The organism is Wolbachia endosymbiont (group A) of Opomyza germinationis, from assembly GCF_964264765.1.
In the GTDB taxonomy this organism is placed as follows: Bacteria; Pseudomonadota; Alphaproteobacteria; order Rickettsiales; family Anaplasmataceae; genus Wolbachia; species Wolbachia pipientis.
Window position 1 is genome coordinate 1,096,874 of record NZ_OZ183482.1, and the last position, 20,136, is coordinate 1,117,009.

The following is a 20,136-nucleotide window of genomic DNA, read 5'->3' on the forward strand; positions in this document are numbered from 1 at the left end:
GTGGACCTCGGTTCAATCATTGAAAAATGGTATGAGTGGCTGAGGTGCAACAGATCTTATTCACCAAACACTTTAGAGTCATACATGAGGGACTTGAAGGATCTTATAAGTTTCCTAAATACTCACATTGGTGGAGAAGTAAATGTCGGCACTTTGGAAAAATTGAGCGTACCTGAGTTAAGAAGTTGGCTTACCTCTCGTTACGCAAGAAGTGTAAACGCAAGATCCAACACTCGAGCACTCTCAGTAATCAGAAATTTCTTCAAGTACATAAAAAATAACCACAATATAGACAATGAAGCTGTATTTTCCTTATCAAGGCCAATTCAGAGAAGAACTTTGCCCAAAGCATTATCAATACCTGATATAAAAACTTTATTGAAAGAAATGAAACTATCCGATCTGGGCGAATCTTGGGTGGTAAAAAGAGAAATTGCGATTATCGTCCTGCTATATAGTACAGGCTTAAGAATCAGCGAAGCGTTGAACCTTAGGGTTAGTGATATTAACAATGAAAGTTTAATAGTAACAGGTAAGGGAGATAAACAAAGGCAGGTATTCATTCTTCCGGTAGTAAAAAAGTGTATACAAGAATATGTAAAAGCCTGTCCTTATCTTGGCACTAATAATGAAACACAATATCTTTTTTTGGGAGTAAGAGGAAAAAAATTGGGAAGAACTTATGTGGCCAATCGTTTGCAAAAAATAAGGAGAATGTTAAATTTACCAGAAATTTTATCTCCACATGCATTTCGCCATAGTTTTGCTACTCATTTGCTTCAGGAAGATATTGACATAAGATCAATACAACAACTGCTTGGTCACTCAAGCCTGGAAACTACTCAAATTTACACTCACCTCAATTATCAAGATGTTTTTAACATGTACAAAAATTTTCAGCAGGGCCTGGAGAAGAAATCAAAACTTTAACTTCGTTCTAAACCACCAAGCTGAGTGCTTTCAACATCACTAAGTATTGTGTTTGCTTTATATAAACTACAACATCCTAATAAAAAAAAAGCCAGTGCAACTGCTGTAAAGAAAGCACTTATTATCCCTGGATAATCTTCTATTACTAAACATGCAACAACAGTATATACTCCAAGCAATATAAAACATGCAGAAGCGTAGTTGCTCAGTTTTCTACCAGAAGAAATTGCTTGCGAGGATTTTTCGTTTTTATTACTACGGAGCAGTCTATTTTCTGATGAAAGCCTATCTCTTTCTTCCCTTACTTGTTTCAAATCTCTTTTTAATCGTGAAATTTCGACAGTGTCGCTTGCTCTTCCATACACAATTCTATTAAGTCGAGTTACTTCACTATTTAGATCATTGATTTTTGTTTTTTGAGCCGATTTTTCCTGCCTTAAATCTTCTTCTAACTGTGAAATTTTGTTAATGCCTCTCGTTCTTTCGCGTACGACCCTATCCAGCTCTCGTTCTTTTTCTATGAGTTGAGCTTTCGTTCTTTCAAGTTCACCTTTAAGTTCTTGTATAACTTGCTCAGAACCTACCGGTATATCATTCGTACTTGCCAAAGGTTGTAATGTATTTGCAGGAAATTTTTCATTTAGATAATTTGTAATAGATTCGATTGGATTATTAACACCCCTCAATGCAGCAGTAACAATTGCATGACTCATGAAGCAATTATCTTCTACTAATTTTTTTACATCATCTAAATCTTTTTTATTAATAGTAGCGGTTAATCGCTCTGTAATGGCTTGTTCAATTATTTGCTTCACCCACGAATTTTGCTCTATAGCTTGTATTGGCTTTATTTGACTAAAATCTAGCTCTTTATGTTTTAAAAGTTTTGTCAATACTTCTTTGTTATCTGATGTTATTCCTTGTAAACATGATTGAATAATTAAGCTAAGCGGCGTTTCTATTTCTTCATTTCGGCTTCTTTTCCAGCAATTAGGGTTAAACTCTTGATTTAATGGTCTTTTCGCTTGGTAAATGTTTCTGCTAGAAAGAGCACCTAACAACTCGTTTGCTTTTTGTGCTTTTTTAAATTCTAATTTTATTACGCGCTCAAATCCTCTTGCAATACAATCTTCAGGGCTTTTATATTCATAATTTTTGATATCAGTTTTTATATCTGGGTGCGTGAGCAATATTTTTACCACATCTTTAGCCCCAACTTGACAAGCAATATGTAAAGCTGTGTCTTTGCGCATATTAGATGTTGTTATAAATTCTGATATTTCACTTTGTGTACTAGGATCATATCTCGTCCGTGTTGTAGACACAGATTGCTTACTCTGAGCATTAATATTGATACTTCTGTTTTGTATAAGCAATTTAGCCATTTTCTCTAACGTAGCCTGTCCATCACCGCTGACAGCGCAGACATTGACAATAGACATCAAAGGTGTCATGCCCTCCTTATCAAACGCATTAACATCCGCACCTTCTTTCAGAGCTTGTTTAAAAGCTTCCGGGTTTTCGTTATCAATAGCCTTAAATAACTTTTGTGTTGGTTCATCGAGCTGTCTTGAAGTTGTCTGATTATATCTATAACCATTAGTATTTATCCCATCCCCTCCATAAAGCATATTAAACCTACCTAATAATTTACTAATATAATTATGAAAAAGAAAAGGAAAATTGCAAGCGATTTATTCAAAATCCTAGAATTAACTACGACTCTAAAAACTTTTCTGCATCAAGCGCAGCCATGCATCCTGTTCCTGCTGCAACTACTGCCTGACGATATACCTTATCTTGAACATCACCTGCAGCAAACACTCCTGCCCTACTAGTTAAAGTTGTTCCAGGTTTTGTAATGATGTAACCCTGCTCATCCATTTCAACAAAGCCTTTAAAAATACCCGTATTTGGTGCATGCCCGATTGCAATGAACACTCCATCCACTTTTAATTCTTGGGTTTTATCGATCTCTGCTGATTTAATCGCAATACCAGCAACCCTTTTTGGATTTTCTTCTCCAAGAATCTGCTCTACGGTATGGTTCCACATTACTTTTATTTTATCATTTTTAAAGAGCCTATCTTGCATTACTTTTTCCGCTCTTAATTTATCACGCCTGTGTATTAATATCACTTCTTTGGCAAATCGAGTTAAAAATATTGCTTCTTCAACAGCAGTGTTTCCACCACCAATCACAGCTACAACTTTATTCCTAAAAAATGCACCATCGCAAGTCGCACAAGCTGAAACCCCATAACCCTGAAATTTCTTTTCACTTTCTAAACCAAGCCACTTCGCTTGCGCACCAGATGCAATGATAATTGCATCTGAATAGTAGTCATTGATATTACCAGAAGATCTAAATCTATACTCATTAAAGTCCTCAAGTTGTTCAACGCTTTTTATCTCATCATCTATTATTTTTGCTCCAACCTTTTCTGCATGAAACCTCATTTGCTCCATTAGTTCTGGACCCTGTATTGAAACAAAACCAGGATAGTTTTCAACATCTGTAGTAATTGTAAGCTGACCACCAGGCTGCATTCCCGTTACTACAATTGGCTCTAAGTTTGCACGTGCTGCATATATAGCGGCAGCATAACCCGCTGCCCCAGATCCAATAATAAGAACTTTTGTACTAAATTTATAATTCTTCACTGTATGAGTTTAGATAATCAGCTACTCCTTCATCGCTTGCCTGCATTGCTGGCTTACCTTTCTTCCACCCTGCTGGACATACTTCACCATGCTCCTCATTATGTTTAATTGCATCAACGATTCTAACGAATTCATCGATATTACGCCCTAAAGGCAAATCATTTATCGATTGATGACGTACAATAAATTTATCATCAATAACGAAAGTTGCTCTCAGCGCAATTGAGTCATCATATAAGACCCCATAGTCTCTTGATATAGACTTTTTGATATCAGACACTAAAGTGTAGCTAATCTCTCCAATACCACCATCATTAACTGGAGTGTTTCGCCATTTATAATGTGAAAATTTTGAATCTACACTTATTCCTATCACTTCAACACCACGCTTTGCAAACTCATTTATTCTATTATTGAGCGATATCAATTCAGTTGGGCAAACAAAAGTAAAATCAAGTGGATAGAAAAAAAGGACAGCATACTTATTTTTTATGCGCTTACTCAGACAGAAATCATCAACAATTTCTCCGTCAGAGAGAACAGATGAAGCAGTAAAATCGATAGCAGATTTTGTTACAAGATTCATAATTAACCTATTCTTTTAAAATAACTTTAATTTTACATCTTGATAAACTTATATGCAAGTTTTCTTTGGTTTTAGTCCTATAAAAACTTCCTAAAATAGCTCTTCTTTTTTACCAATAAGATACAATCCAGGTTGGAATACTGAGTTGGTGAGTATAAAATTCTACGTCATGCCACCGCGAACCGTCATACCGCCACGGTATCTCAGCCGCTCACAAGTAGCGGGATGACGAGCTTATCGTCATGCCACCGCGAACCGTCATACCGCCACGAACCGTCATACCGCGATTCATTCGCGGTATCTCTAGATCCCGCTAACAAGTAGCGGGATGACGGTTGTCGTTTAGCTATAAATGTTAAAAAATTTGCCAAACGAAAAAAAAGGCAAAAGAAGCCCCGTGGTTGGCTAATTACTTACATTATACTTTCAAGTATGGCGTTTTTTTATTCTAAACGTTTAATAACCGCGATTCAGTTGCTTTTAAGCCGCAACTAATCTAAATTATAAACATTAAGAAATTTACTAAACAGAAAAAAAGGCAAAAGAAACCCTAGGGTAGCTAGTTATTCACTATCCATTTTTTAAGTTGGCGTTTTTTTATGTTTTAAATGCTTTATAAGCGCATTTTAGCTTATATTAGGTAAAAACCTAGAAGTTTTATAAAGACATAAGGTGCACATAGTGCAAAAAATTAAACATGAGACGCCAGATACGTGAGTTTTTTTGTCATTTAATCTGTACAGAGAAGATAAATAAATAGCTTCAGTTTTATGATAAGGGAGTTGGCGGAGTTTGTCAAGTAAGTTTTTCGCTTCTGCGGGCTACTTGAATAACGGCTACAATGTTCATACAGCTATGTACATAGCTGGAACCCAAAAAAAGAACCAAGTAGCCAAGCTACTTGGATGACAGAAGGTAATATAAGAAGTCTATTGGCTCTCGTATACCTTAGTGAAACTTAACAAGTTTATCTATAGTTTTAGTGATGATTCTTGGAGTATCCGGAGAAACTGCTGAGCTCAGCCTATTTAGTCGCTCTATAGCAAACTCGCTGTTCTCATTTGTTATGAAATCACATAAAATATTTTCTATATCCTTAGTAACACTTTCATGCTTCCTCAGAGGATGATTATGTGGATACCTATTGATGGTTCTGATGCTAGAATACTCAACAAAAGCTTGATCCTTAAAAGCAAGTTGTCTCAATTTCTCTTTGAATTTTCCTTCTTCCTCTTTTGCTAAAAGGCGAGACTTTATCAGTGATTTTATAATCAAATTTATAGCTTGATGCATTTCAGAATGCACTATAACTTTAATGGTATTTTCTTCTACTATACAATCATAAATACTTTTTTCGCTCTTTAGTGACTCTATAAGCGTTCTGCTATTTTGTGAATTCAATTCCAAATTCTCTTCACTCATAGGAGTTATTATGAAGGTGTTCTTACTCACTCTGATGTTAAATTGTGGAGAGCCTTCAGAAAAGGAAAATGCTACATCCTTAAATTCAAGTGCATGATTGTATGCAGCAAAAAGGGTGTGTGCTATAACACTGCTGGGCACCTTCATTCCATGTTTACTCAGGTGGTTCAATACATTTTCAACCTCATGATATGTAAAGTCTGTATCTTTTAGCAATTCAACAACTTCTATGCCGTTGTGTTGTTTATACTCTATTCTCACTTCTTCTGTAAAAAGTGTTTTAGCTGCTATATGTTTATCAAGCACTGTGAAAATCTTGATGAAATTCTCTAAATCTTGTTTGTTAACTAATTCGATACTAATTAAGTTTCTGCTAATAATTGAAATATTTTTTGTCATTTTTTCCCACTAAAAAAACTCACTGAATGAATTGTATTTTTAATTCATTAAGAATTGTTTAAAGTGAGCATACTAGTTTTCATTTACGTATTACACGACAAAACAAGATAAAAAGTTACATAAAATCATCATGTGGTATAACACACTCTCCACATTCATCATTGCTGTTTGTGTAGGTTGTGACATCAGTGTGATTGTCATTATTATTTAGCATATCATCCAACTTTCCTTCTTTTTCAAGATCCATCAATTTGTCACACCCCCCAATGTGCTTATCGTTGATAAAAATCTGTGGAACTGTTCTAACGTTATACTTTGATTTTATGTCGTTAAATAGATCTGAGTTTTTGAGCACATCAATTTCTTCATACTTCACACCTTTTTTATCTAGTAAATCCTTTGCCCTTATGCAGTATGGACAGCCCTTCTTTACATATATCACAACATTTTTCACAATTTATCTCCGTAGCTTACTAAAATATAGTTATTATATATAAGAAACATGTAAAAACATCAAATTGTATGAAAATTATTTATAATTGTGAGCAAGGAATAGAAAATAATATAGCACTAACCTTCGGAAATTTCGATGGCATTCATTTAGGACACGAGTTTGCAATTTCTACTCTAAAGAAGGTAGCACAAGAAAGAGGATTACCCTCTGCAGTTTTAACTTTTGAGCCTCACCCATCAACTGTTTTATTTGGTAGAAACAATTTTAGGTTAATAGACCAAGAACAAAAAAAGGAACTAATCAGCAGCTATGGTATAGATTACTTATATATTATTAATTTTAATAGAGGTTTTTCTGAGGTTAGCTGCGATGACTTTATCAGTGAGATTTTAATAGATAAATATGGCGCTAAACACATAATTGTCGGAGAAAATTGCACTTTTGGTCATAAACGATTGGGTAATATATTAACTCTAGAGAAATATTCTGAAATATATGGATACTCTTTGACTAAATTAGAGCCATTAACAATTGACGGCAAAATTTGCTCTTCTTCTTCAATAAGGGAGTATGTACAAAGGGGCGAAATAGAAATTGCTAATAAATTGCTCGGCAGGCCTTATCAAGTTTCTGGTGTTGTGACAAAAGGTGCATGTAGAGGTAGAGAAATAGGATTTCCAACCATAAATATTCCTATAGAAGATTGCATGATAAAACCTAAGTTTGGCACATATTACGCTAGAGTGACTTTTCCTGATAGTAATCCAAATTGGTTATATGGAGTAGTCAATATTGGTATGAGACCTACTTTTAAGGATCTGAAAAAGCCTATAATAGAAATGCACATATTCGATTTTGATGAAGACGTATATAGTCATAAAGTCAATATACAACTTTTAAAATTCATAAGGTCAGAAAAAAAATTCCATAGTATTGAGGAGTTAACAAAACAGATAAATTATGATATACTTAAAGTTTATAGGTTAAAGGCAAATTTATGAAAAAGTTATGCTTAGTTGTTATATTAATTATAGTATTGATTGACCAAACGAGCAAATTGTACATAAACTCATTGATTGATGAAGGAGAATCAATTGAGATCGCTAGTTTTATAAAACTAGTTGAAGTTTGGAATTCAGGTATTAGTTTTGGAATGTGTAGCGCTTTACCACATGGCGGTTTCTTTTTTTCAGCATTTTCAATACTAATAATTGGTATACTTGCATATTTGATATACAAGTCTGACGATCAGTCAACTTACCTTGGTTTTTCTCTGATGATTGGTGGAGCAATCGGAAACGTAGTTGATAGGATCTATTGGGGAGCTGTATATGATTTCATATATTTTCATATTGATGATTGGTATTGGCCAGCCTTTAATTTAGCAGATTTATCTATAGTTTGTGGAATGTTTACATTGTTATATAAGTGGTATATATACGATATGCTTATTTCTAAACAAAATGAGGAATAAAATAATTGTTTTTATATTAGGTCGAAATAATGCTTCATAAGTTTTTTAGTTTTCTTATACTACCTGTACTTTTTTTTACTTACCCAATTTCTTCGAATGCTTTAAACATAGAGCACAACATAAAATATACTAAACTCAGTAACGGACTAGATGTTTATGTTGTTTCTAATCATCGGATTCCAGCCGTTTTACATGCAGTAATATACAAAGTTGGGGGAATGGATGATCCAATCGGCAAAGCAGGATTGGCTCACTACTTTGAACATTTAATGTTTGAAACTACAGGGAAGTTCACAGATATAGAAGCCACTATGAGTAGCATTGGGGCTCAATTTAACGCATTTACCACTAAAGAATATACCTGTTATTTTGAGTTGATCCCCAAAAAAGATTTACCACTTGCAATGGAAGTTGAAGCAGATAGAATGGGCAGCTTTAATGTTACTCAAGACAAAATAGATAGAGAAAAAAACATCGTATTAGAAGAAAGAAAGATGAGATTTGATAACCAACCTCATAACTTGTTATGGGAAGAAATGGATAGTGCATTTTACCGTACTGGCTATGGTAGGTCTGTTATCGGCTGGGAGAGCGATATCAAAACTTACAATTTGGATGACATAACGAGGTTTCATGATAACTATTATCACTCCGGCAATGCAATATTACTGATTGTGGGTGATGTGGAACTTGATGAAGTAGTGAAATTAGCAGAAGAAAAATATGGCGAAATTAAAGCTAAGCCTGTAATGAGAAATTACCCAAATCAGGATCCAGTGCATAATGCAGGTCTATCGGTGACCTTAGAGAGCACTGAAGTAAAAGAATCAGTTTTATATTTTCGTTATCGTGTTCCCTTATTTGATCACATAAATGAAGCCTCTGCTGCTCATTTAGCGGTTGACATTTTAGGTGGCGGCAAATCCAGCAAACTGTATAAAGATTTGGTTTTAGATAAAGATGTGGCAGTATCAGTGTTTGCTTATTATAATAGCCTAGCTTTTAGTGATGGCTACATTGATATTATGATAATTCCAAAAAGTGGCGCTAATTTAGATATTGTTGAAAGAGAGTTAGATAATGCTATTAATGGCTTCGTATCTAAAGGGGTGACGAGCGAGGAATTACAAAGCTCAAAATATAGGTATAAGGCAGCACAGTTTGATAATCTATCTGACTTAACTCATATAGCGATGTTCTATGTGCCACACCTTGCACTTGGTATTCCACTTGATGAAATAGATATTTCATATAGCAAGATTAATGATGTCAATCTAGAGGATGTAAATAATAAAATCCGTGCTATTTTTTCTGCTAATAAGTTAATTGGTCGTTTATTACCAAAAGGAGATAATAATGAGAATAAGTAAAATTATATTTCTATTTTTTTTCTGTCTAGGCTTTAATTTACAAGCAAGTGGTAACCTAAATATAGAGGAGGTCACTACCCGTAAAGGATTTAAGTTTTTATTTGTAGAAAATCATGATTTGCCAAAAGTTTCACTAAATATATCGTTCAAGGATGCAGGTTATGTGTATGAGAATAAGGAAAAACAGGGGCTTGCTTGGTTTACTTCTCTTGTAATCCAAGAAGGGGCAGGAAAAAATGATGCCAAAGATTTTGCGAAAAAGCTTGAAGATAAAGGGATTAGTTTAAATTTTATTGCTGATTTAGAAGCATTTAGGGTTTCATTAAATACTTTGTCTGACAATCTAGAGGAAGCAATTTCATTACTGAGCGATACTATAATGCGTCCTAAAGTTGACCCTGAAGGGTTGAATAGAGTTTTCGAGAAAGCCAAAGTTGATTTTAATAATCTTGAAAAAAATCCTTATTTTGTTGCTGGAAAAGAATTAGATACGTTATTGTTTAAAAAACATCCTTACTCAAAAAGTGTGTACGGTACTCTTGATACTATAATGAGCATTACTAGAGACGATGTTTTAACATACATAAAGCGTAATTTTGCTAAAGATAACATAGTTATCAGTGTTGCTGGTTGTACAAAAAAAGAAGAAATTATTACGCTATTAGATAAATATTTATCTAAATTGCCGTCAAAAAGATCAAAAGTTAGAAAAATACCTGTAAAAAATAATTTTGGTTCTGCAGAAAGTAAGAATATTTTTATGGATATACCACAGAGTGTGATACTTTTTGCTCAAAAAGGTATAGCTTATGAAGATCCTAATTATTATAACGCTGGTGTCTTAATTGATGCACTTGGTGGCATGAGGCTGAATTCAATATTAATGACAGAACTGAGGCAAAACTTGGGTATTACTTATGGTGTTTATGCAAGTATTATTTCCAATAAACATGGAAATATTATATCTGGATTTATAAGTACTGATAGTTCTACTGCTGGCAAAGCTATATCAGCAGTAAAAGATACATTTAGCAGAATAAAAAAGCAAGGAATTGACGAACAATTGTTCAAGGATGCAAAAATTGGCTTGGTAAATAATCTTGTCCTTTTCCTGTCCAATAACACAAATACAGCAACGCTGCTAGATAATATGCAGATAAATGATCGTGATGTTAACCGTATAAATAATTATGCGAATATCATTAATGATGTTAAATTAGAGGAAGTAAACGAACTGGCAAGTTCTTTACTGGAACCTGAAAATTTATTTTTTGTTGAAGTTGGAAAAAACGCTCAAGGTCAATAATTATTACAGTCATATATCTTCTGCTATTGACCTTACTGCTTCTACATAACACTTATGCTCCTCAGCTAGAATGCGTTCTGAGAGGCTTTGAATATCATCAGCTGGTAACACTGGTACAACAACTTGAGCAATTATGGCTCCAGCATCAACTTCAGGAGTGACATAATGTACAGTACAACCTGTAATTTTTACACCTGCTTTTAGAGCTTGCTCTTGAGCGTTTAGGCCTTTAAAAGACGGAAGTAAAGAGGGATGAATATTTATCACCTTGTTATGCCATTTACTCAGAAAATCAGCTTTGAGAATTCTCATAAACCCTGCAAGGCAAATTAAATCAACCTTATGTTGAACAAGTATTTCGTGAATTTTACCAGCATCAAGCGGTTTATCTTTAACAATAAACGCTGAGATTCCTGCTTGCTCTGCTATTTTCAGACCAGCAGCTTCGCTATTATTTGTGATAACACATGCAACTTCTGCGGAAAAATTCTGATCTTGACATGCTTCTATTAAGGCCTGCATATTCGACCCCCTACCTGAAATTAGTATTCCGAGTTTTATCTTTTTCATTATAGCACAGTTAGTTTAGAATTTAGTTAATACTAACAAAACAGCTCAAAAGGAAAACTTATTTTATAGCAAAGAAGGCAGACTAAACTCTTTATATAAGTGGACCTCTAATTTTGGACCTCACTGGACAACACAAAATAACGAATAGCCCCATGTACCCAGCTAAAACTAGCTTTAATGCTTAGATATTGTGCTATTTTTGTATAATATACTACTATAAGTATATATTTTTGTAATCGCGTTATTATTTATTTAACAAAGTATTAGTATAATTTATTACACTGGATTAAATGGAGAAAGTTCAATGAGTAAATTACCGAACAATGCAAAAATAGGTAAATCTCAGGTTACTCAGTGGGAGGTAATAAAAAATTGTGAATATGCTGATAATTGCTTGTCAAAAATAGTAACTTTGTACGTTATTAGAATAACTCAGCTATCAGATTTTTATACGAGTGACGAACCTGAAATTAACACTGTTTTAGCAAGAATAAGCGTGACAAGTGAAAATGTATTTTTAAACAAGGCTACTACTATTGAAGTTATGGAAGGTATTTTTCCGTATAAATTCAACAGCAAGAAGAGAAATAACGTATTAAGGTTAGAAGATTTGTATAATTATTTATGTTCTATTGTTAACAATAGCCTTCCAAAAGAAATGCTTGAAAGTCTTGTAAGGGAATATAAGGATGCTGTTAACTTATTTAAAGCAATTACTTAACTGAACGTAGTATTTTTAAGATTTTATTTTCTATTTCAGAAATGCCGCTTTCAAGATCTTTATCTATCAAATACATGGTAGAGAAATATGTTTTCTGCTTACTTTCAACATTGATAGTTAAAGTTCCGGGAGTGATTGTGACTGAATTGGCAAATAACGCAATGCTTTCATCATTATGCCCTTTGCATTTTCTTAGAATAATGATTGGCTCAAGCTTAGATTTGAGTTGTAGCACCTTTTTTGTTACATAAACACTTGATAAAATGATTTGGTACATTAACCATGGTATATAACTTACTAACTTATAAAACGACAGTCTACTCGTACTATTTAAAATCTGGCTAAGAGCTCTTTCAGCGTTTATCAACCTTCTAAAGATAAACGATGTGAATATAGAGGAAAACACTCCACAAAAAATAAAAAACGGCTCAAAATAACCAGACAATACAGTCCATAGAACAAATAAAATTATAAATGACAGAGAAAAAAACTTGATTTCCTTCCTAAAGTTGAGGTTTTTCATAGTCTGTAATATAACTTAAATGACTCTTTAAGGAAAGATAATAACGAATATTTAGGTTCTTGACTTCTATGTTAAAAGATATAACAACTAAGTTATGTATTTTAAGTGAGGAAGTTATGAAATATGACAAATTTATGGAAATATTAAAAAAAATAAATGACCTTTCAGATTTGAGCAAGGACAATATAGTTGAAAAAATAAAAGCTAAGTTACAAGAAGAAGATCCAGATTTATGTCAAGAGTGGGAAAAGAGTAAACCTGACAACGATAGTGGATCTGGCATAAATTACATATTTACTATATCTCGTGGTCAAAATTCTAAGGAAGTCAAATTGTTACATCTTGCTTCTTATTGGAACTGTGCAAATGTAGCAAAAGCTCTGATTGAAAACGGGGCAGATATTAATGCAGAACATGATAATAAAATTACTCCTTTACATATTGCTGCTCACTATGGCCACGAAGATGTAGTAACCATTCTAACTGGAAAAGGAGCAATTGTTGATGCAAAAAATGGTGATGGATGGACTTCTTTACATTTTGCTGTTGAAAAGAACCACGAAAATGTAGTAAACACTCTAATTGGAAAAGGAGCAAATGTTAATGCAGAAAATGATAAAGGATGGGCTCCTTTACATCTTGCTATTACAAATGGCCACAAAGAGATAGTACAAGTTCTATCAAAAGCAGAAGGAATCAACGTTGATGCAAAAAATAGTGATGGGTGGACTCCTTTACATCTTGCTGCTGCAAATGGCCGCGAAGATATAGTAGAAACTCTAATTGAAAAAGGAGCAGATGTTAATGCGAAAGATCATTATAAATGGACTCCTTTAACATTTGCTTCTCAAAAAGGCCATGAAGTGGTAAAAGGAGCTCTATTAAAGGCACAAGAGAACATCAAAGCTTTGCATTCAGCTGTTAAACATAATAATGAGGAGGAGGTGAAAAACCTATTAAATAAAGGAGTAAACGTTAATGCAAAAGATGATGATGGATGTACTCCTTTACATCTTGCTGCCAGAGAGGGCTGCGAAGATGTAGTAAAAACTCTCATTGCAAAAGGAGCAAATGTTAATGCAGAAGGTATTGTGGACGAGACTCCTTTACATCTTGCAGCCAGAGGGGGCCATAAAGATGTAGTAGACATTCTAATCGCAAAAGGAGCAACGGTTAATGCACAAAATAATAAAAGATATACTCCTTTACATATTGCTGCTGAAAAGAACCACATAGAAGTAGTAAAAATTCTAGTTGAGAAAGCAGATGTTAATGCAGAAGGTATTGAGGACAAGACTCCTTTACATCTTGCTGCTGCAAAGGGCCATAAGGATGTAGTAGAAACTCTAATTGCAAACAAAGTAAATGTTAATGCAGAAGATGATGATAGATGTACACCTTTACATCTTGCTGCTGAAGGGAACCACATAGAGGTAGTAAAAATTCTAGTTGAGAAAGCAGATGTTAATATAAAGGATGCTGATAGATGGACTCCTTTGCATGTTGCTGCTGCAAATGGCCACGAAGATGTAGTAAAAACTCTAATCGCAAAAGGAGCAAAGGTTAAGGCAAAAAATGGTGATAGACGTACTCCTTTACATCTTGCTGCTAAAAATGGCCACGAAGGTATAGTAAAAGTTCTGCTAGAAGCTGGAGCAGACCCTTCATTAAAAGATGTTGATGGAAAAACGCCAAGAGACCTCACTAAAGATCAAGGTATAATTCAGCTTTTAGAGGAAGCGGAAAAAAAGCAAACGTTAAAAAATGAGAATAAAAAAACGCCAAAGGATCTTACTGAAAATAAAGATGTAATGCAGCTTCCAGAGAAAAAGGAAGAAAAACAAATTGGAAAAAATGCAATTGTGAAAGAAAAAGAACAATCTGCAAAAAATGCAATTGTAAAAGGTGTTATTGTGTGTTTTGTAACTGCAGTGATAGTTGGTGTTGCACTTGCATTTGCTACTGCCCTATCTGTACCAGCAATAATTGGACTAGCTGCAGGATCTGCGCTCATAGTTGGTGCTGGTCAATATATAATGTCAAAGCCTAAACCTGAAATGAAAGAAGTAAAGGAACCTGTGCCTAGAGAGACAGAAAAAGCACTTACTTGATTTTTGTTATCCTGTTGCTATCAGACTAGCCTGGCACCTTATATTTATTGGGATAACTGTTTTATTATGAATTAAGTCAAAAACTCTGTAATATATTGAAGCTTAAAGATATCTTTAGATATGGAAGTTATTGCAGAAAATAGGAAAGCAAGGTTTGAATATTTCATCTTAGAAGAATTTGAAGCGGGTATGGTCTTATTAAGCAGTGAAGTTAAATCGCTAAGAGAAAGAAAAGTAAATATTTCCGACGCCTACGTTGTTGAAAAGAATAGCGAAGTATGGCTGCACAATATGCATATTGCAGAATATAAAGCTGCGAACCGAAAAAATCATAAACCAAAAAGGGAACGTAAATTACTCTTGCATAAAAAGGAGATAAATAAACTAATTGGTCAAATCAAGACTGCTGGGATAACTGTTGTGCCGCTTTCGGTCTATTTTAACGATAAAGGATTTGCAAAAACTAAAATTGCCATTGTAAAAGGAAAAAAACTCTACGATAAGAGAGCAACCATAAAACAGAGAGAGTGGGATCGTGAAAAAAGTAGATTGTCTAAGAATAATTTATAGCAAAATATGTCTTTAAATCCAGTAATTTTCAGCATCGGTCCTGTTTCTATATATTGGTATTCCTTAGCCTACGTTTTGGGTATAGTGTTTGCATATTGGTATTTACATAAGCTAGATGACCAAAAAATATTTACTAAGAATTTTTACGATTCGTTATTAACAGCCACTATTGTAGGTATTATCCTTGGAGGTAGACTTGGCTACGTATTGATATATGATCCAGTTCTTTATATAAGCAACCCTATTGAGATATTGAAGACCTGGGAAGGAGGGATGTCATTTCATGGTGGTGCTATAGGAGTTTTGCTTGCAGTAATAATTTCGTGTAAAAGACATAATATCCCTACATTTTATGCACTGGACCTAGTTTCTTGCGGAGTTCCCATAGGTTTATTTTTAGGTCGCATAGGCAATTTTATAAACGGAGAGTTATTTGGCAGAGTTACAACTATGCCATGGGGTATGGTATTTCCAGAGAGTGGTGATAATTTGCTGCATCATCCAAGCCAGCTTTATGAGGCACTTTTTGAAGGACTGCTACTTTTTGCAGTTGCAAATTCACTGTTTTTCTTAACTAGAATAAGACTGTATCACGGTGCGTTAACTGGTATTGCAGTTATGTGGTATGGAATAGCACGTTTTTTCGTTGAGTTTTTTCGCGAACCAGACTATCAAATTGGCTATTTGTGGCTTGATTTAACTATGGGGCAGTTGCTTTCTATACCTATGGTTTTGCTAGGAATGCTTGTATATCTAGGCGCATTAAATTTAAAATTTAATACGAAATCTGTCACATAGAGAAAAGGTGAGTTCAATAGAAAAATGTAGCCAGAAGCCCCACATTATGCACAATTGTACGAATTTTCTGCGTTGCAGTAGAATGAATCGGTGGGCTTTGTTGCATCGCTAGCTATGATGGATTAAAGATAAAAAAGGTGGAGAATATCAGTAGCTTATTATTCTGGTATTTATAACAAGAACGGTCAGTGAATACCTAAATTTGAGTAAAAGAAATTTCACTACCACTCACTAATCTGGCTAAAATTCAAGAATTTCAATGCTTTAGCTATTTTCAATAGAATTAAATTTATTAATATAAATAACAAATTACTATTCTTAAATTTGATCAGATTGATTGCAAAAAAACAAGATTTTCAATAAGTTGCTTATAATCCTAATTATAGTTAGCCTTTCATAAGTAGCGATGCAACAAAGCCATCCCAGTGTCAGCTACTTTCATGACACCATTTGCTGTGCAGTTTACCTTCAAAAATGAATGTTCGTACAGCTATGGAATGAATCGCGGTATGACGTAGCTTCGCTATAGGCAATGAAGGAAATATTAACTATACTTCTTTTTACCATTGTTTATATTTCCTATTCACATATATTAATATTTTACTCACTTAAAGTAAGCTAACTACCGTTATTAATATTTTTGTAATAAAAATTGTATATGGTGCATGTAATCAAATTAAGAGGAAGATTGTGGAAATTACGCCATCAATAAAAAAAGAATTGAAGCAAAGTACTCTATATGTTTGCCTAGAAAAATGCAAAAGTGCATTTTGGTTTATCTTTTGGTTTAGTGCGGGAATCAATTTATTAATGTTATTCCTACCACTTTATACCTCTCAAGTGCTTGATCGGGTGATATCGAGCGAAAGTGTATCAACACTAACTATGCTGACAATTATCACTTTATCTGCATTTGCATGTTCTGCAATGCTTGAAACTTGTCGATATTTAGCCATGGCAAAAATAGGTGATTGGATCGATAAAACTGCAACACCAGATCTGATAGTAAGGTCAATCAGGCTAACGTCAGTGCAGAGCTCAACTTCAAGTGGTGAAGCAATACGAGATCTCGGAGTGATAAAAAATTTCATTACAGGAAATGGTATATTCTCACTGTTTGATACTCCATGGTCGTTAATTTACCTTGTTGTGATTTTCATGATACATACCTCCACGGGGTTTATAGCTATTACTGGAATTATTATATTAGTCTCTATGGCAATATGGAATGAACTTGCCACTAAACGAATATTACAAGAAACCAACGAAGAAACTATACGGAATATCAATGCTATAGATGTTGCAACAAGAAATGCAGAAGTGGTTGAAGCTATGGGCATGTCAGAATTCATAGTCTCTGATTGGTGTAAACGAAATGATCAGAACCGAGCAATGCAAATTAAAGCACAAAATCGCTCTAATGTAATTACTGGAATCACTAAATTTTTGCGCTCAACTCTGCAAATATCAGTAATTGGAACAGGTGCATTACTTGCAATCACAGCTCATAAGACTGCCGGTAGCATCATCGCTGCTTCAATTTTAATGGGTAGAGTATTAGCACCATTTGACGCTGCGGTTCATACTTGGAAGTTTTTAAATCAGGCTAGAATGTCATATGGAAGGCTACAAAGACTTATATTAACATCGCCAAAAAGAGAGCAAACGATGGCTCTACCAGAACCTGAAGGAAAATTGGAATTTGATAGAGTATTTTTTACTCCTTATGGAAGCAATAAGCCGACAGTAAAAGGAATATCATTCATTATAGATCCTGGAGATGTAGTTGGTGTTATTGGTGCAAGTGCTTCTGGTAAATCCACTATCGCAAAATTAACTGTTGGTGTATGGAAGCCAATATCTGGTGTAGTCAGACTAGATGGCGCTGATGTATATACTTGGAATCGAGAAAATTTTGGTAATTATGTTGGCTACTTACCTCAGGATATTGAGTTATTTAACACTAGTGTCAAAGCTAATATTGCTCGCATGAGGCCAGATCCAAATCCTGAAGAAATAATCAAAGCAGCAAAAATTGCAGGAATACATGAACTAATACTAAGCTTACCAAATGGATATGATACAACAATAGGAGGTCCTGGAGGAGTAACGCTCTCTGGCGGCCAAAAACAGCTTCTTGGACTTGCCAGAGCTTTTTATGGTCACACAAAACTTTTAGTACTTGATGAACCAAACGCTAACTTAGATAGCAATGGAGAGGCATGCTTAATTAATGCAATTGGCATTGCAAGAAAACAAAATACTACTACTGTTATCATCACTCACAAGCTACCGTTATTGTCCGTAGTTGATAAGGTGATCCTCATGTCAGATGGTATCATTTACGCTATGGGACCAAAAGATGAGATTTTGAGCAAATTAGTTGCTCCATCATCAAGTACCACAGAAGATGAGCGCTCTTCAGCAAATGGTTAGTTTACTTACAATAAATTCTGTATCTGAAATAACAACTGTTCCAGAAAAATATATATTTCTTTACCATTAGAAATAATATTACAAGAATAGTAAATAGATTAATAACTCTTATTAATTAAAGTCAATCGGCAGATATAGCTAAAGTGGCTTAGGTTTACCTACAATTTGAAAAACAACAAATTCGTCTTAATGAATTTTCTTAATTTGTTATCTAAATAACTTAATATTAGTGGTAATTTTATAAAAAAATTATAATATAAATAATGTTGCTGCGAAAATTTATAACAATATTTCCCTCTAACGTTTAATGAATTTCAATAAATCGCCTTTTTAATTCTAGATAAGTATATGCTTTGTTAATATGTTTAGTTCAAAATCCAAAAGTAAGTTTATGCTTTCTATTGGAGAAGAAGGCATAATGTTACTATATTTTAAAAATAATACTTTAAATAAAAGGTATTTTGTTAAGGGCAAAAACGATAAAGCAGTTTCCGATTTAATTTCATGTCTTTCGTCAGATAAAAAAGCACCTTTATACCTGGTGCTTAATCATGCAGATCAAAATTACTCGCTACAGTTTATTACAATGGCAAACAAGATTAGTGCCTATCTATCAGCAAAAACAAAGATGGAGCATTTTTCTCGTAATAATGACATAAGTTCAGTTTTTTTGGTTGAGAAGCCAAACAAATTCAATCAAAACTGGTGCTATCTTCTTGTTTCATCAAAAGCAAAGCATTTAGTAGAATATTGGTTGAATGTGTTTATTGAGATAGGCTCCAACTTTAAGGGAATATTAATGTTTCCTATAGAAATAAGTAATATAACAAAAAAGATTCTACATAAAGATCCTAATAATTGGAAAATTATAGTTGCTGCAACTAAAACGGGAGGCTATAGACAAGTGGTTCTTAAAGAGAATAAAATGGTATTTACGCGCTTAACATCATTTACTAATGATAATTTACCAGGAATTATCGCTGGTGGAATATATCAGGAAGTGCAAGATACTATTCGATCCTTAACTAAGTTTGGGTTTGAAAAAAATAACCCTATCGACCTTTGTATCATAGTGTCAGAAGATATCAAAGCTAGTTTATCAGTCATAAATTTTTCAGAGAACAGTGTGAACATATTAACTCCATATGAGTTAGGCAAACTATTAGGAGCAGAACTAGCTATAAGTGAAAAAGATAACTTTTGCGATACCATAATTTTGTTTCATAGCTTTAAGAATAAATTAGCAGCTATTTTTAATACAAAGGAAACTAAAGAATTTTATCTATTCAATTACCTTTATTTAAACTCTCCTCGAATTTTTCTATACTTCGCCCTGGTTTTAGTTATAACAAACACCCTTTGTTTGCTAAATTTGTATTCAAATTTCAATGTCGCTGATAATTTATCAGCAAAGCAGAACACCTTAAATAACCAATTAACAAAACTTAGCCAAAGCTATAATGTAAAAAAAATAGATGAAATTTATGATTTTATTAATATCAATAATATTTTATCAAAAATAGAATACTCTCCTCTTACACAAGTTAAGTATGTAGAAAAGTTAAAAATACCAGGTATAGAGCTTCGATCATTTGAATGGAATTATAATGAGGCAAAAAGTTATATTACCACAACTTTAAAGTTTAATTTTCAATCCGGTAAAAATATTTCTCATCAATACGAGAAACTACGAAAAAATTTAAACGATAATTTTCGTACCTATGACATTAATATTTCTAGCTTACCTGCTGCTAAAGAGCAAAATCTATCTATTGATGTTGAAATAGGAGAGGCAATGTAGA

The 20,136-nt window shown here is 33.8% G+C and carries 18 protein-coding genes; 11 read left to right on the forward strand and 7 right to left on the reverse strand.

Annotation, left to right across the window (positions count from 1 at the left end):
- Positions 1 to 930 carry a tyrosine recombinase XerC gene (locus tag ACFEL3_RS05445; protein ID WP_265017979.1) on the forward strand — a complete coding sequence of 310 codons (930 nt, stop codon included), beginning with the start codon at positions 1 to 3 and terminating at the stop codon, positions 928 to 930.
- Here ACFEL3_RS05445 and ACFEL3_RS05450 read toward each other — a convergent pair.
- The 5 genes from ACFEL3_RS05450 to grxC form a co-directional block, all read right to left on the reverse strand.
- Positions 927 to 2,561, reverse strand: a complete 1,635-nt coding sequence (locus ACFEL3_RS05450; protein WP_208571626.1) for an ankyrin repeat domain-containing protein — start codon at positions 2,559 to 2,561, stop codon at positions 927 to 929. The two genes, ACFEL3_RS05445 and ACFEL3_RS05450, sit on opposite strands and share 4 nt — an antisense overlap.
- A gap of 85 nt (positions 2,562 to 2,646) precedes the next feature.
- On the reverse strand, positions 2,647 to 3,594 hold the full coding sequence (trxB, locus tag ACFEL3_RS05455) for a thioredoxin-disulfide reductase (protein WP_010962814.1): 948 nt from the start codon (positions 3,592 to 3,594) through the stop codon (positions 2,647 to 2,649).
- Positions 3,581 to 4,180 (reverse strand): peroxiredoxin, encoded by a 600-nt coding sequence (locus tag ACFEL3_RS05460; protein ID WP_012673206.1) that lies wholly within the window; start codon positions 4,178 to 4,180, stop codon positions 3,581 to 3,583. Before ACFEL3_RS05460 ends, trxB begins: the two co-directional genes overlap by 14 nt.
- Before the next feature lie 948 nt (positions 4,181 to 5,128).
- Positions 5,129 to 6,001, reverse strand: coding sequence for a hypothetical protein (locus ACFEL3_RS05465; RefSeq protein WP_070356897.1), 873 nt, complete (start codon positions 5,999 to 6,001; stop codon positions 5,129 to 5,131).
- A gap of 115 nt (positions 6,002 to 6,116) precedes the next feature.
- A complete protein-coding gene (gene grxC / locus ACFEL3_RS05470; protein ID WP_007550037.1) occupies positions 6,117 to 6,455 on the reverse strand; it encodes a glutaredoxin 3 in 339 nt (112 codons plus the stop codon).
- Between the two features lie 68 nt (positions 6,456 to 6,523).
- On the opposite strand from grxC, the gene ribF reads away from it, so the two are divergent.
- Genes ribF through ACFEL3_RS05490 form a run of 4 tightly spaced genes read left to right on the forward strand, consistent with a single transcriptional unit; the run spans position 6,524 to position 10,605 of the window.
- A complete protein-coding gene (gene ribF / locus ACFEL3_RS05475; protein WP_010082493.1) occupies positions 6,524 to 7,456 on the forward strand; it encodes a riboflavin biosynthesis protein RibF in 933 nt (310 codons plus the stop codon).
- The gene (gene lspA / locus ACFEL3_RS05480) at positions 7,453 to 7,929 is read left to right on the forward strand and encodes a signal peptidase II (protein WP_006279329.1); all 477 of its coding nucleotides are present in this window, start codon (positions 7,453 to 7,455) and stop codon (positions 7,927 to 7,929) included. Before ribF ends, lspA begins: the two co-directional genes overlap by 4 nt.
- Before the next feature lie 29 nt (positions 7,930 to 7,958).
- Positions 7,959 to 9,299 carry a M16 family metallopeptidase gene (locus ACFEL3_RS05485; RefSeq protein ID WP_010082492.1) on the forward strand — a complete coding sequence of 447 codons (1,341 nt, stop codon included), beginning with the start codon at positions 7,959 to 7,961 and terminating at the stop codon, positions 9,297 to 9,299.
- Positions 9,286 to 10,605, forward strand: a complete 1,320-nt coding sequence (locus ACFEL3_RS05490) for a M16 family metallopeptidase (protein ID WP_010962819.1) — start codon at positions 9,286 to 9,288, stop codon at positions 10,603 to 10,605. The genes ACFEL3_RS05485 and ACFEL3_RS05490 overlap by 14 nt, the downstream gene beginning before the upstream one ends.
- A 9-nt stretch (positions 10,606 to 10,614) precedes the next feature.
- On the opposite strand, the gene purN is transcribed toward ACFEL3_RS05490, so the two are convergent.
- Entirely contained in the window at positions 10,615 to 11,175 is a 561-nt protein-coding gene (gene purN, locus ACFEL3_RS05495) for a phosphoribosylglycinamide formyltransferase (protein WP_010082490.1), read from the reverse strand.
- A gap of 304 nt (positions 11,176 to 11,479) precedes the next feature.
- Here purN and ACFEL3_RS05500 point away from each other — a divergent pair, with 304 nt between their 5' ends.
- Positions 11,480 to 11,896 (forward strand): hypothetical protein, encoded by a 417-nt coding sequence (locus tag ACFEL3_RS05500; RefSeq protein ID WP_010082489.1) that lies wholly within the window; start codon positions 11,480 to 11,482, stop codon positions 11,894 to 11,896.
- Here the strand turns inward: ACFEL3_RS05500 and ACFEL3_RS05505 are convergent.
- Positions 11,889 to 12,419: a Na+/H+ antiporter subunit E gene (locus ACFEL3_RS05505; RefSeq protein WP_010962821.1), complete on the reverse strand. Its 531-nt coding sequence runs from the start codon at positions 12,417 to 12,419 to the stop codon at positions 11,889 to 11,891. The two genes, ACFEL3_RS05500 and ACFEL3_RS05505, sit on opposite strands and share 8 nt — an antisense overlap.
- Positions 12,420 to 12,487: 68 nt before the next feature.
- On the opposite strand from ACFEL3_RS05505, the gene ACFEL3_RS05510 reads away from it, so the two are divergent.
- The 5 genes from ACFEL3_RS05510 (at position 12,488) to ACFEL3_RS05530 (ending at position 20,135) form a co-directional block, all read left to right on the forward strand.
- Entirely contained in the window at positions 12,488 to 14,530 is a 2,043-nt protein-coding gene (locus ACFEL3_RS05510; protein ID WP_265041302.1) for an ankyrin repeat domain-containing protein, read from the forward strand.
- 120 nt (positions 14,531 to 14,650) lie between these two features.
- On the forward strand, positions 14,651 to 15,100 hold the full coding sequence (smpB, locus tag ACFEL3_RS05515; protein WP_007548863.1) for an SsrA-binding protein SmpB: 450 nt from the start codon (positions 14,651 to 14,653) through the stop codon (positions 15,098 to 15,100).
- 6 nt (positions 15,101 to 15,106) lie between these two features.
- On the forward strand, positions 15,107 to 15,898 hold the full coding sequence (gene lgt, locus ACFEL3_RS05520) for a prolipoprotein diacylglyceryl transferase (protein WP_010962823.1): 792 nt from the start codon (positions 15,107 to 15,109) through the stop codon (positions 15,896 to 15,898).
- Positions 15,899 to 16,588: 690 nt separating this feature from the next.
- A complete protein-coding gene (locus tag ACFEL3_RS05525) occupies positions 16,589 to 18,334 on the forward strand; it encodes a type I secretion system permease/ATPase (protein ID WP_010962824.1) in 1,746 nt (581 codons plus the stop codon).
- A 361-nt stretch (positions 18,335 to 18,695) separates the two neighbouring features.
- Positions 18,696 to 20,135, forward strand: coding sequence for a hypothetical protein (locus ACFEL3_RS05530; RefSeq protein WP_265017981.1), 1,440 nt, complete (start codon positions 18,696 to 18,698; stop codon positions 20,133 to 20,135).
- Position 20,136 lies beyond the last annotated feature (1 nt).

Coding starts and splice junctions, on each gene's coding strand:
- ACFEL3_RS05450 (WP_208571626.1), bottom strand. CDS start 2,561: ATGCTTTATGGAGGGGATGGGATAAATACTAATGGTTATAGATATAAT.
- ACFEL3_RS05460 (WP_012673206.1), bottom strand. CDS start 4,180: ATGAATCTTGTAACAAAATCTGCTATCGATTTTACTGCTTCATCTGTT.
- ACFEL3_RS05465 (WP_070356897.1), bottom strand. CDS start 6,001: ATGACAAAAAATATTTCAATTATTAGCAGAAACTTAATTAGTATCGAA.
- ribF (WP_010082493.1), top strand. CDS start 6,524: ATGAAAATTATTTATAATTGTGAGCAAGGAATAGAAAATAATATAGCA.
- lspA (WP_006279329.1), top strand. CDS start 7,453: ATGAAAAAGTTATGCTTAGTTGTTATATTAATTATAGTATTGATTGAC.
- ACFEL3_RS05485 (WP_010082492.1), top strand. CDS start 7,959: ATGCTTCATAAGTTTTTTAGTTTTCTTATACTACCTGTACTTTTTTTT.
- ACFEL3_RS05490 (WP_010962819.1), top strand. CDS start 9,286: ATGAGAATAAGTAAAATTATATTTCTATTTTTTTTCTGTCTAGGCTTT.
- purN (WP_010082490.1), bottom strand. CDS start 11,175: ATGAAAAAGATAAAACTCGGAATACTAATTTCAGGTAGGGGGTCGAAT.
- ACFEL3_RS05500 (WP_010082489.1), top strand. CDS start 11,480: ATGAGTAAATTACCGAACAATGCAAAAATAGGTAAATCTCAGGTTACT.
- ACFEL3_RS05505 (WP_010962821.1), bottom strand. CDS start 12,419: ATGAAAAACCTCAACTTTAGGAAGGAAATCAAGTTTTTTTCTCTGTCA.
- ACFEL3_RS05510 (WP_265041302.1), top strand. CDS start 12,488: ATGTTAAAAGATATAACAACTAAGTTATGTATTTTAAGTGAGGAAGTT.
- smpB (WP_007548863.1), top strand. CDS start 14,651: ATGGAAGTTATTGCAGAAAATAGGAAAGCAAGGTTTGAATATTTCATC.
- lgt (WP_010962823.1), top strand. CDS start 15,107: ATGTCTTTAAATCCAGTAATTTTCAGCATCGGTCCTGTTTCTATATAT.
- ACFEL3_RS05530 (WP_265017981.1), top strand. CDS start 18,696: ATGTTTAGTTCAAAATCCAAAAGTAAGTTTATGCTTTCTATTGGAGAA.